The sequence below is a fragment of the Bacillus sp. AP50 genome, assembly GCF_040492675.1.
GTDB classification, from domain to species: domain Bacteria; phylum Bacillota; class Bacilli; order Bacillales; family Bacillaceae_G; genus Bacillus_A; species Bacillus_A cereus.
In genome coordinates, this window is record NZ_JBEUTW010000007.1 from 40,526 (window position 1) to 52,748 (window position 12,223).

Below are 12,223 nucleotides of genomic sequence, written 5' to 3' on the forward strand. Positions count from 1 at the left end.
AGGTAATTACATGCGAGTATTATTAGCCATATTCTTTGTAGCCACTATTGCTTCCTTTGTACTTATGAGTAAAGCTACAAAGAACTATCAAAGTAAAGGGAAGTATCTTATTTCAGGTATAGTGTGTTTTATGTTGACCATAGTTTTTTATTACCTTTCTCCCAAAGAAGAAGTTAAAGACAAGGAAACTAAAACAGCTACTGTAGAAGTTAAGAAAGAAGATAAATCGAAAGAGGACACTTCAAAAGTGAAACAAGAACCAAAAGAGACAAAAAGCAAAGAACAACCTAATCCAGATTTAAATTCCGATAAATCTACATACGAAAATGAAATCAAACCGAAAATTGATGCCATGATAAAAGAATATGATGAGATATGGAATCAAGAATGGCGACCAATATGGGCGCAAGCTAGTAAAGATCCAAAGTCGGTTAGTCCAAGTGCTTTAAAAGAAAAAATGGACATCGTTTCTAGTAGATATGATGATTTATCAAAGAAGAATACAAATTTAAAAGATATCCAAAAAATAAATGATCCTATCTTAAAAGAGAAATTGGATAAATTCAAAGTTGAATTGGGTTTAGCAATCAATTATAGAAGTAATGCAGCTAGTGTCGTAACCCAATGGATAAAAGGACTCGCTCCTATGGAAAGTAGAATGGAAGAATCAAAAAAATCAGTTCAACTTTCTGATGAGAAATTACTTAGTGCAGTTGCAAACTTAACTGAAGTAGAATCAAAATTAGGTGTTAAACGTAAATAGGCACTCTGTAGAGTGCTTTTATTATTTTAATTTTGGAGGTTATTATGACACAGGAAAAAAGATACTCCCAACGTAAATTAGATGGTCTTCCAACGCCAGAAGAAATAGTTGTAGAAGGTTTATCTAAATACATAGAACTGTTTTCTAATCAAAATTTTAAAGATTACTTATTTAGGGGAGAACCGACTAATTATCCTGAAACTGTATCATCTGCGTTAAGAGAAGATACTATTTCTTATTCATTTATTAAGATGAAAAAAGAATTTAAAAAAGAAGTTTGGCATAAGTTATCTGCGGATGAACGTACACATTTTACAGCTTTTTCCCAACATCACGGGATACCAACAAATCTCATCGATGTAACTACTTCACCATTAGTTGCATTATACTTCGCCTGTCAGAATTCAAATTCACACATAACAAACAATGATATTGAAACAGGATTTGTTTATTTATTTAAGAATGCACTTGTTGATATAACAGATGTTCTTCAAAAGTTCGAAGACGATAACCTATTAACATTGTTTGCTTATAACGAAGGGGATACTTTCCTTGATCTGTATTATTTATTTTTAAAATTCCAACTAAAACACCCTAAATTATTCCGTCAACATTTCGAAAACCTACATAAAGAATATCTCTCGTATTTCGAAATGAGTTTTACTGAAAACCCTATTCCTAATAATATCTTTTCTTACGAGGATTTGGATTATGATATTAGCATGCACACATGCGCTTATGATTTCAAAAAACACAACAAAAAACTAGAAAGAATATACGAACAAATTGATATTGTTTCAAGTGAAATATTTGCATATACAGCATATCTTCAAAATTTTTTACGAAATATATTAGAAAGTACTGAACCTGTTTTCTGGTTAGATATAATGCCTAATTTCAAATATGAACCAATATTAACTTTTGAACGTGGTCGTAATCAACAAGGATTATTTATATATCAAACTTACTTGAATTATACAGAATCAGTTTACAACTATAATGTTCTATCATGTCAAAGGGTTTGGCCAGATAAAATAATTGTCATTAAAGATAAAGAAAAGATTCTTAATGAACTTAATTTTATGGGAATTAACGAGAAATTCATCTATGGTGATTACGATAATGTTGCATCTTACATAAAAAGAAAATTCCAATAAAATATAGATTTTAATAACATTTATCAATGTGTGAAACAACTAAACATGGTAAAATAATATTTGGATTGGCGTCCAATACATATTATTAAAATTAAGATGGTTCAAGTCGGAGGAAGGCACCTTAGGGTGTCTTTTCTTTATTTTTCAATATAAAAAAGCCCACCTATTTCCGTAGATGGGCTATATGTGATTTTGCACTTGTGCACTATTAAATTATAACAAAATATCTTAATACCTGTTAAAATTGACAATTACTCTACATTTTGAATAGATCTTATATTTTCACATACTGTTTCTTTTATAAGATCTATTTTAATCTCTTCAATAAGTTCACAAATCCCTTGGATAGCAACTTCAATATTTGTAAAATAAGCTACAAGTTCTGTTCCTATTTCTGTAACATCAAAAAAATTATCAATTTCATAATTTCTTACACTCTGCATAGCTATATCCAAAGCTTCATCGCTATTATCTCCTGTATCAATGCTATGAAAAGTATCCCATAGCATACTCTCTTCTTGACGATTTTTAAAATTAGCTAACTCCTCAAGATTAGATACAAGACTTTTTATATTCGATTCTAAAGAATTTAATATAATAGTAGCCTCTTCTGAGTTGAATTTCTCATACTGCTCACTTAAATCTCTTAACTCTATTTCAAATTCTTCATGTAAATAAGATAACCTTTCCCACTCTTCTTGAGGAAAAACTGCATAATCAATATCGAATACTTCAACATTTTCCATAAAGGGTTCGTGATCATGAATAGAAAAAATACTTTCTCTCAATTTACCAAGAACATCATACATAACTTCTGCCGTTGTCTCTGATAAAACAATATATTTAGATGTTTGGTATCTCATTGACTTCTCTTTTATTGAATTGAAAATAACTGAATCAATTTGCCTTATTGCATTAGTGTCTTTTATAATAACACCCAATTCAAAATTATTACTACTAGCATCAGAATAATTTTGAGAACCTATGTAAGCAATATTATTTGTCATAACAAGTTTTGCATGATTAAAAAAATTAAAAAATACATTTAAATCTCCAAATTTTTCTCTCTCTAACGTTCTCAAATAATAACGTATCTGAATTGCTGCCTGTCTAGCTAAATAATCACTAAAATTCCCATCCCTATCTATATAAAGATCACGACGAGCTGGAATATTTAATACTATATTAATTGGAGTATTACTTTCAACTTCTTTAAGAGCGTTAATTAATACTGAATCCTCGTAAGATCTAATATTATAAGTGACTATATTTATAAAACTAGCATTTAAATAATCTTCTAAAACCTCAGAAAAACCATATTCCCCTTCTGTAAGAACAATATCAGATGAAATTCCAGATAAACAATGTAACATAAAATTCCCCCTTAAAATAAATTAAACACTAATAAAAATTTCACGTACTATATCCGTTGTATAAAACCAAATTCTGCAATAAGACTTATTCTACCATTCATTCCCTTATCCTCTAACCAAATAAGTTGTAAATCCTTTATTTATTCCACTATCTTAGTTAGTAGTTCCCCCAGGAGTTAAACAATCTCAATTTTTTCATCTTTTCTTCGTAATTAAGCTTGACTGAAGGTCTGGAGGGTTTTTATCATGTGGGAACGATTAAGGAATACGGCTGGAAGGCAGATTTATCCCCTACTTTGAAAGATCACAAAAAAGTAATCAATCAAAATAGATGGATAAGCGTCTTGTTTTCGCCATGCGGTCACTTATAAGGTATCCGTATGTATAGACCCTGTTCACTCAGCGATTTTCACCGCATACATCCTTTTACTATGGCTTGTCCTTGTAATATCGTCCCTACACGACAAACTGAATGTACTCCCTAGCACCGTAATGCTAACGATAACCACCCGAACCTTTCAGAGAATCGTCCCTGGGCACGTTCTCGCCCTCCCTCACCAGATGAACAGGAATCCAATGAGGGGTGCTGTTTTTGTAGGCGCATACTCTGTACCCCCTGCACGACCAACAGCTAGCCACGCACGTAACACGTTCCCTCTATATAGAAGCACGGAATTACGGCTTATCAGTTTTTATTTACGTGGTATCAGGCAATTCCACGCGAACAAAAAACAAAAAGGCATCTCCAATTCCTAAATGGCCTGTATATCCACAAGACTTCTAGGTTTAGAGATGCCCGCTATATATCTTTTGACTACAAAAAATACAATTCTAGCATTTACTAGTTGAATTTTAGTCAAACAATAGATAAAATGGGTATATCAAAGAAGCCTCGTGAAAAGGCATAGTTGTTTAAGGTTAGTGGTGGTACACTTCTTAAACGTTAACACTGTGGGTTAATACAGCTAATTTCTAGTCAAGTGGTGGTACACTTGCTAGAGCAAGTCATTCCCGCTAAAGGTTGGTAGCCGTTAGCACGTGGGAGTGGCTTTTTGTTTTGTGTTCATATTCAATTGTTTTGCTCGATCTATTTATGTAGATTTGATTTATCAAAATATGTTTTGTTTTGTAGAATGATGCTTGTTGTGTACTACGTTACAACAAGCTTTTTTGTTTGTAAATGCCCCTATAAGTAGGTTTATGCCATCTAGTTAACTTAATTGAAGGATACAAAGATAGAAAGATACAAAGATACATTTATCCTTAGATACAAAGATACATAGTTTACCTTTGTGTATCTTTAGATACAAAGATAAAAAGATAGAAAGATACAAAGATACATAAATAAACGTTGATTTTACAAGGTTTTTGTTAAATGTCCTGTACACGTAAAATAGGGGTAATCTATTAAACATAAAAAAAGATACATTTATCCTTTTACTTTTCGTACAATCTCGTGTTATCATCAATTCGAGAATAAAAAGATAAAAAGATACATTTATCCTTTGTTACAATTATATTACAAATTTAAAAGGAGCGATTCCTGTGAAAAAAGGATACGTCATAATCAACGCCCAACAAAAAGGTGGAGTTGGAAAAACAACTGATTCGTGTATGGAATCTCTTGTAGCTTCTTTGATCTTTAATAAGAAAGTTTTATTTATTGATACTGACCTTCAAGGGAATGGTACATCATTTTTAGCGAAATCTTTTGATATTACTGAAATGCCTAAAACATTAATGAAATGTCTTGAAGATGGAAACTTATCAGAAGGAATTGTGCATCTGCATGAAAATCTTGATATGATCCCATGCGGATATGATATGAGGAAGTACACTGATTTTCTAATTGAGAATTTCAACAATATTGAAGATAGAACTTTTTACCTTGCTAGATTGTTAGAAAAAATAAAATACAACTACGATTACATATTCATTGATATTCCGCCTTCAACAGATTTAAAAGTGGACAATGCTATGGTAGCTAGTGACTACATTATAGTAGTTCAAGAGACGCAACAATTTTCATATGAAGGAAGCCAGCGTTTAATCTTTGAGTATATGCAGACATTAGTGGATGATTTCGGTTCGCTGGTAAAGCTACAAGTAGCTGGAGTACTCCCAGTATTACTTCAACAAAAACGTGCCCTACATAAAGAAATTGTAAAAAGTACTATCGCCACTTTTGGTGAAGAAAATGTATTTAGTACGATTATTAATAATCACGCCCGATTAGAATGGTATCCACGAATAGGATTGCAATTTGAGGACCATCACGATAAAAGAATGTTAGCTTTATTCAGTGATATTTTCTGTGAATTAGAAGAAAGAATTCATCTTTTTGAAACTGAAGGGGATATAGTTCCAGGTTACAAATACATCCCTAAATACCTTGTCGATAATAAACTTACTAAATTAGGAAAGGGGATTAACATAAGTGGCTTTAGTCAAAAGAGAACTGCCGAAAGATCCTAATATAAATGATAAGGCTAATACTAAAAGGGATACTCAAGGGAAGAAAGTTTTAACGGCTCAAGATAGAAAAAATATTAAAGTAACACCTGAATCCTTTAGTAAAATTAAAACCATTTGTACAATGAAGAGTATGAAAAACTACGAATTCATTGATGAAATTTTAGAATTTTATATTGCTAATAACTTAACTGAACGTGAGCAACGTATTTTGAAAAACATAACATCTAACAATAAATAGTTTTAATTGATTACTAAATAGGAGTGGTGCTTGTGGAGGATAATAATAATAATTCATTTGTAGTAACCGTTACACCTATTACTGATAGCTTGGAGACGAATACAAATAATAAATTGCAAACACCAGAAAAAAAGAATTTTAAAAACCAACAGGGTAGTATTAAAATTTCTAGTCAATCCAAAGAGAAACTTGAAGCTCTAAATAAACTTACAAATACCAAATATGCTCACGAAATAATTGATATACTTATAAAAAGTTATGTAGAAAATGAACTAACTTCGGATCAAAAAAGAAAGTTCGAATTGCTTACAAACCTATAAAATCATTGAAGTATCCCTATATCAGGGGTACTTTTTATTATGTATCCTTGTATCTAAAGATACATGTATCTTTTTATCCTTTTATCTTTGTATCTTTTTATTTTAAGCAGGAAAACAAATACTCCTGCTTCGATTTCCCTCACCAGAACTTCCACCACGGTTTTTTCTTCTCTCTCGCAGCAGCAACCTCATCCCGAAACTCCTGCATTAATCTCTTGGTTTCCTGCATCTCACGCAGCGTCTTCATCAGTGTCTCATCTCGCGCTTCCAATCGTTTTTCCACGCGTTCATTATGCGCTTCCAATCGTTTTTCCACGCGTTCATTATGCGCTTCTACACTCGCTTTGATTTCCTCGTTACTTTGCTTGGCCTGCTCACTTAATCGCTTCTCCATTGCTAACATACTCTGATTCATTTCTTGCGCCATAACGCTGTACTGTTCCTGTAATTGCTGTTTAATATGGAATGGCACTAAATCTGTTTCCTCAGTCTCTTCTTGAATCAGATCCGGATTAACTTTCTCTATTTGCTGCGCAATCATCTTCGCTGCCTTTTCTAACGTCATACCGTCATGCTTACTCAGTTCAATTAACTTCTCAATCACCATAATGTCATTGTCTGTGTATTGGCGTCTGCCACGATTATCTTTCTTTACTGCGAATCCTTCGCGTGATAATACTTCCATGTACTTTCTAAGGGTGCTATCACTTATTCCTAGTCGTTTATATACTTCGCTAGCCGAATAAACAATTTCGTCCGTCATAACGTCACAACACCTCCTAGTGACAGTATTCCATGATGGTTAAAAAATTCCTTCAAATAAAAAAAGCCATGTATACACATGACCTTCGTAGCATAATTGTTTCTATATAAAAAAAGAACTAATTTCGCTTGTTTTTTCGGTTATCTTTTATGAACTCGACAGTCCAAGCAATTATAACTGCGAATCCAAACAGTACGCTTAATCCTGAAATCGTGAAATAGCCGAGGCTTTTAGCGGTTACATTGATGGTAAAGGCAACGCATAACAAAATTAATGCGAATAACCTTTTCTTTCTTTCTTCTGACAAAATAATCACCTCTTTTTAATACCTAACTTTATTATATATCTATAGTCTAACGATGTCGAAAGACTTTTTATAGGGTCTATTTCCTACTATATTGCCTTAGCAATTTCAACAAGTAATCGCATAAACAATGGAATCATTTGAACCACTATATAGCCGATCCCTGCCCTTGAAATAAGGGAGAATCCCCGTTCCTGGCTACCAACCATAATGAACAGCCCACCGCATAACGCTACAACGGATGCAATCGGATAGGATACTGCTTTAATCAAGAAAATAACCGGTTCAAACGCATTTACAATGCGATTGTACAGTTGGCCATCTATATAATTCTTTATCTTCCCATCGTTTGACTGCACATCTTTAAATACTTCATTTACATCCGGATTATTACCATCAGCAAACACATGAGGAATATCTAAAATTTGGCTGAATATAATAGCACTACCGATCACAATACTTATTCGCGCCGCCACGGGTGCGTATTTTTTTGCTTTCTTTTTGAACAAGCTCCACTTTTTCTTTGCCCCATAGTTACCATCCATAAAATCTTTGATGCTCATCGTCTCAGTTGCCATATGGACCATCTCCCTGTTTTTAATGGAAATCAGTAACCGTAAATATGTTGCAATCCAATCCCTCGCAAAGCTTCTGAAGTTGTTTTCTACGATATTCCGTCGTGGTGTACCAAATAAACTTAGGTGTCTTTTCAAACACTTTGCATTCAATTAATTTGCGATACTTCTGCATCTTGATACGATTCGCGCTCATCTTTTGCTCATGATCCACCTCTACAATGTGATAACGGCCATTATCCGTGAATAGTGCATCTGCAATTATGGAAACGATACCTTTTACATTCATCTTAACTTCCTGTTTCCACGTTTTCGGGCATTCGTAAGCGATGTAGATGTCATTCCTCATAATGTAATGGCGAAATTGATTCGAACGCTTGAGTACCTTTTTACTTCCAATGCGCTCACGCCCTTCTTTATTCAAATAAAACACTTTCTCACCATCTCTAAAGCTAGACACATATTCTTCAAGCCCCTTCATTACACGAGAAGCATTCCTGTCTCCGCCAAGGTTATGAAGTACCTGTAATTGCTTCCTAGTCAAGAATCCCAATCTCTTCAAGCTGTAGAGTATGCTTTCTATGCGTTGTTCCTTCATGGCTAGTTTTTGCATCTTCATGCTCCTTCCTCGCTCTTATGTTAATGTGCGGCTTTATGATGTTATCAATTTGCTTATTATCGATATAAATTGTCTGTAGGGCCTTTTTCTCGTTCGTTTGATATATAGCCCTTCCTTTTATGTTAGGAAGGCTCTCTGCGCCGCCCTCATCTAATACGGCACGGCTCCCTGCTTCTGTCTGTAGTCTGAAGCAAACACGAGCACCAATATTTTGACGTAGCTGCGACGGCAAAGCTTCATTAGTTGGATACTGCGTTGCATATACCAATCGAAATCCCGCTGCCCTGCCGCGACGACCTATATCCACAATGATGTCTCTGCACTCCTGATATGGCGCTATATCGGCTGCTTCATCCACGATTACAAAGTATCTTACTGGATCCCCGGCTTCTTTTATATCTTCGTATCCTTTTTCTAGTAAGTATTCGTTTCTATCATTCAGTTTATCTTGCAATTCCCTTAGAGTCTTAAGGGCTTCCTCTGGATTCTTCGCAATTGATTCGACCTGGTTTAAGAATCTATATCGGTTGAAAGAGAGACCACCCTTCAAATCGATAAGGAATAGCTTTATATTTTCTGATTGGTTGCGTACCAAGGATGTAATGATGAGCTTTAGTACATTAGATTTACCCATATCCGTCATACCGGCAGAGATCATGTGTGATAACTGGTCAAAGTCGTGTTTTACCAATCCATCCCTCGTATAACCAATAGGTACTTCCCATCCTCTACATTGCTTCATCATCTCTTCTTCAAATTTTACGAAATTAGGAATCCCTTTCTCATAAACTCGTATTTTAAGTAACCCATCGTAAGACAGCTCAATTTCCTTTCTAACGAGTTTTTTCTTGCTTATGATGTTTTGTATTTGTTTTAAGATATCTTTTCGCAGTCGGAGAGATTTGAAGTCTTGTAGTTTAAAATCATAAACTTTGCTCTTGTGGTTTAATCCATCTTCTAAATGTTGTATCTTTTGTTCAAAATCGGAGAAGCTAAGACCGAGTGGAATTCTATATGCATATTCAACTCCCCATTCATTCCTCGTCTTACGGAGTAGCTGTATGGTCCTGGTCTCTTTCCCTTCTTTTACTTTTAAACCGCAATTAGCACAAATTCTTTGAATCTTAGAGGCATCATTCGTTGCTCCTTTTTGATGCATTTTTGATAGAAAGACTACACCACCAACTGCAGCTGAACTTACTAACTCAAATATCACAAACCTGCACCACCCCTCATGTATGTTTTAGCAAAAACAGTCCCTGCTAATTAGAAGAGAGAATAATAGCTATGAATCATTGAAAATACTAATCTTTCAATGTCTGAAGTAGTATTCCGTGACCGAATTCTATTCAGAATAGGTGAAACGAAGTTTTAAAAGGCTATCAAATTGGAAGTAAGAATCGTAATTTGTTTGGTATGGTAAAAGGTATTTCATACTGTTTGTTTGATATGCATCTTTTTTTGCACTCGTATAAAAAAGTTAACTCTTGTACATGCTGTTTACTGAGGTGACAGTAATGTTTGATTGGCTAAGATTAGGGAAAACAAATAGAAGTAAATTTGGAAAGTGGTTAGATCGCCAAGGGATTTCCCAAGCGGAATTAGGAGAGAAATCCAAGTTGAGTAGAGCGACAATTTCAAAACTGTGTAATGACCATACGTATAGACCAAAATTTTCAACTGTAGTTCAAATCACAAAAGGATTAAAAAAGTTAGGGAAAAACATAAATGAAAACGATTTTTGGATGTAGCTTCACTTAAATGAGTGGGGCTATTTTTATTTTTTATAAAAACCTCTTCATAAAAGAACGTACATTCGTATATAATAAGAACTAACGTTCTGTTATTTAGGAGGAATAACGGTGTATGACTATTCAATATTGCCAAACCGAATTGTTTTATGTGTAGATCTTCGTAGCTTTTATGCTTCAGTCAGTTGCATCAAAATGGGATTAGACCCACTTCACACAAAGTTAGCTGTAGTCGGTGATGTGAATAGGAGTGGTTCAATTGTTTTGGCTGCAACTCCACCATTAAAAGCCTTGGGTATAAAAAAGATGGCGAGGTTGTATGAAATACCACGTCGTAAAGATATCCTTGTGGTAAATCCAATTATGAGTACTTACATAAAATGTTCTAATTTCATTACTAAGTTGGCTCTACAATACGTGCCAATTGAGGATTTCCACCAATATTCCATCGATGAGTTCTTTATGGACATTACGGATAGTATTCATTTGTTTGCAAACGATCCATATGAGTTTGCGTTGAAATTCAAACGTGAGATATATGCTAAGACTCGAATCGAATGCACGATAGGAATTGGACCTAACCCTTTAATGAGCAAGGTTGCCTTAGATGTAGAAGCGAAGAAAACGAAAGATTGCATAGCATACTGGAAGTACGAAGATGTACCCATAAAATTATGGCCAATACGACCACTGAGTAAGTTTTGGGGGATTTCGAGTAAGACAGAAGCAAAGTTAAACCGAAAAGGGATTCATTCAATCGGAGACTTGGCACAATATCCACTGAAATACTTAAAGCAGAGCTTTGGGGTCATTGGCGAAGAACTACACTTACATAGCAACGGCATTGATTTTAGCCGTATATCAGAAAAATACGTTCCAGCAACAACTTCTATTGGTAAAAGCCAAATACTCATGCGTGATTACACTATAGAAGAGTTTCCAATTATTTTACTGGAGCATATAGAAGAAGTTTGTTATCGAATGCGAAGGCAAAACAAACTAGCTCAAACTGTTCATTTTTCCATTGGTTATAGCAAAAATTACTCTGGTGGCTTCAGAAAAACTCACACTATGAACCGACCGACCAATTTAACAATGGATATATATAAGATTTGTACATATTTTTTACACGAGTTTTACACTGGGGAGCCCATTAGATCCATAAATGTTTCTTTAACTAACTTAATCCATGAAGGCGAAGAACAAATCTCACTATTCGATAATGTAATACAACGAGAAAAAGAAATGAAACTAACTAAAGTAATGGATGAAATACGCACTAAATTTGGTAAGAACAGCATATTAAGAGGAATTTCGTATACAAATAGTGCAACAGCAAGATACAGAAACACATTGTTAGGGGGACATAAAGCATGAATAACGCTAATATGCCAAAAGGAAGAGGAATGGTTAAATGGACTCCGTTCGCAGCGATGCCAGAACAATTCGCAGGTATCCGTGAGATTATTAAAGACAAGACAAAAGTAGAACGCCCTACATTAACCCAGGATGAACAAGAACTTATTGAGAATACGCTATTATGTTCGCTGCTTTCTGAAGAAGAAATATTGATTACATATTATGAAGATGGATTTTTACTTACTAGCTATATGACTGTCATTGATATTGATCCTTTGAATAAATCTATAATTTGTACGGATGCATTTTATAATAATATGACGTTGAAATTTATTGATATTATTGATGCAAAATGAAAAAAGGCCGCCCGACAGGACGGCTTTCATTGTTTACTTTTTAAAATACTCGTAGAACCATTTACCTTCAGGTCTAGTATCCATCCACCAAGTGATTTTATCTAATTCAGCATTCGGCAACACTTCAGTTTGCAAGTATGCTGTGCCGGTTGAAATAACCTGTCCTTTAG

15 protein-coding genes are annotated in these 12,223 nt (G+C 34.3%); 8 read left to right on the plus strand and 7 right to left on the minus strand.

Annotated features, from left to right (window positions below; all coding sequences use genetic code 11):
- Positions 1-10: 10 nt before the first annotated feature.
- Entirely contained in the window at positions 11-763 is a 753-nt protein-coding gene (locus tag ABWK52_RS01115) for a ribonuclease (RefSeq protein WP_353771849.1), read from the plus strand.
- A 44-nt stretch (positions 764-807) separates the two neighbouring features.
- Positions 808-1,920 carry an FRG domain-containing protein gene (locus ABWK52_RS01120; RefSeq protein ID WP_353771850.1) on the plus strand — a complete coding sequence of 371 codons (1,113 nt, stop codon included), beginning with the start codon at positions 808-810 and terminating at the stop codon, positions 1,918-1,920.
- A 251-nt stretch (positions 1,921-2,171) separates the two neighbouring features.
- Here ABWK52_RS01120 and ABWK52_RS01125 read toward each other — a convergent pair whose 3' ends face one another.
- Entirely contained in the window at positions 2,172-3,293 is a 1,122-nt protein-coding gene (locus ABWK52_RS01125) for a phospholipase D-like domain-containing protein (RefSeq protein WP_353771851.1), read from the minus strand.
- A gap of 1,545 nt (positions 3,294-4,838) precedes the next feature.
- Here ABWK52_RS01125 and prgP point away from each other — a divergent pair.
- The 3 genes from prgP to ABWK52_RS01140 are packed head-to-tail and all read left to right on the plus strand — an operon-like array spanning position 4,839 to position 6,326.
- Entirely contained in the window at positions 4,839-5,768 is a 930-nt protein-coding gene (gene prgP, locus ABWK52_RS01130) for a ParA superfamily DNA segregation protein PrgP (RefSeq protein WP_098393609.1), read from the plus strand.
- Entirely contained in the window at positions 5,731-6,006 is a 276-nt protein-coding gene (locus ABWK52_RS01135) for a hypothetical protein (RefSeq protein WP_098393607.1), read from the plus strand. Before prgP ends, ABWK52_RS01135 begins: the two co-directional genes overlap by 38 nt.
- Positions 6,007-6,029: 23 nt before the next feature.
- Positions 6,030-6,326, plus strand: a complete 297-nt coding sequence (locus ABWK52_RS01140) for a hypothetical protein (protein WP_353771852.1) — start codon at positions 6,030-6,032, stop codon at positions 6,324-6,326.
- 139 nt (positions 6,327-6,465) lie between these two features.
- Here ABWK52_RS01140 and ABWK52_RS01145 read toward each other — a convergent pair whose 3' ends face one another.
- The 5 genes from ABWK52_RS01145 to ABWK52_RS01165 form a co-directional block, all read right to left on the minus strand.
- A complete protein-coding gene (locus ABWK52_RS01145) occupies positions 6,466-7,089 on the minus strand; it encodes a DUF3967 domain-containing protein (RefSeq protein WP_353771853.1) in 624 nt (207 codons plus the stop codon).
- A 118-nt stretch (positions 7,090-7,207) separates the two neighbouring features.
- A complete protein-coding gene (locus ABWK52_RS01150; protein ID WP_353771854.1) occupies positions 7,208-7,396 on the minus strand; it encodes a hypothetical protein in 189 nt (62 codons plus the stop codon).
- A gap of 86 nt (positions 7,397-7,482) precedes the next feature.
- Positions 7,483-7,971: a hypothetical protein gene (locus ABWK52_RS01155; RefSeq protein ID WP_353771855.1), complete on the minus strand. Its 489-nt coding sequence runs from the start codon at positions 7,969-7,971 to the stop codon at positions 7,483-7,485.
- 19 nt (positions 7,972-7,990) lie between these two features.
- Positions 7,991-8,566, minus strand: a complete 576-nt coding sequence (locus ABWK52_RS01160) for a replication-relaxation family protein (RefSeq protein WP_353771862.1) — start codon at positions 8,564-8,566, stop codon at positions 7,991-7,993.
- Entirely contained in the window at positions 8,505-9,803 is a 1,299-nt protein-coding gene (locus tag ABWK52_RS01165) for an FtsK/SpoIIIE domain-containing protein (RefSeq protein ID WP_353771856.1), read from the minus strand. The genes ABWK52_RS01160 and ABWK52_RS01165 overlap by 62 nt, the downstream gene beginning before the upstream one ends.
- Before the next feature lie 301 nt (positions 9,804-10,104).
- Here ABWK52_RS01165 and ABWK52_RS01170 point away from each other — a divergent pair, with 301 nt between their 5' ends.
- From ABWK52_RS01170 to ABWK52_RS01180, 3 genes are all read left to right on the plus strand, one after another.
- Positions 10,105-10,338: a helix-turn-helix domain-containing protein gene (locus tag ABWK52_RS01170; protein WP_353771857.1), complete on the plus strand. Its 234-nt coding sequence runs from the start codon at positions 10,105-10,107 to the stop codon at positions 10,336-10,338.
- Positions 10,339-10,449: 111 nt separating this feature from the next.
- Positions 10,450-11,715 carry a Y-family DNA polymerase gene (locus ABWK52_RS01175; RefSeq protein ID WP_353771858.1) on the plus strand — a complete coding sequence of 422 codons (1,266 nt, stop codon included), beginning with the start codon at positions 10,450-10,452 and terminating at the stop codon, positions 11,713-11,715.
- Positions 11,712-12,053, plus strand: coding sequence for a YolD-like family protein (locus ABWK52_RS01180; RefSeq protein WP_075676561.1), 342 nt, complete (start codon positions 11,712-11,714; stop codon positions 12,051-12,053). The genes ABWK52_RS01175 and ABWK52_RS01180 overlap by 4 nt, the downstream gene beginning before the upstream one ends.
- 33 nt (positions 12,054-12,086) lie before the next feature.
- Here the strand turns inward: ABWK52_RS01180 and ABWK52_RS01185 are convergent.
- Positions 12,087-12,223, minus strand: a 137-nt coding sequence (locus ABWK52_RS01185) for an N-acetylmuramoyl-L-alanine amidase C-terminal domain-containing protein (protein WP_353771863.1), incomplete at its 5' end; no start/stop codon positions are given.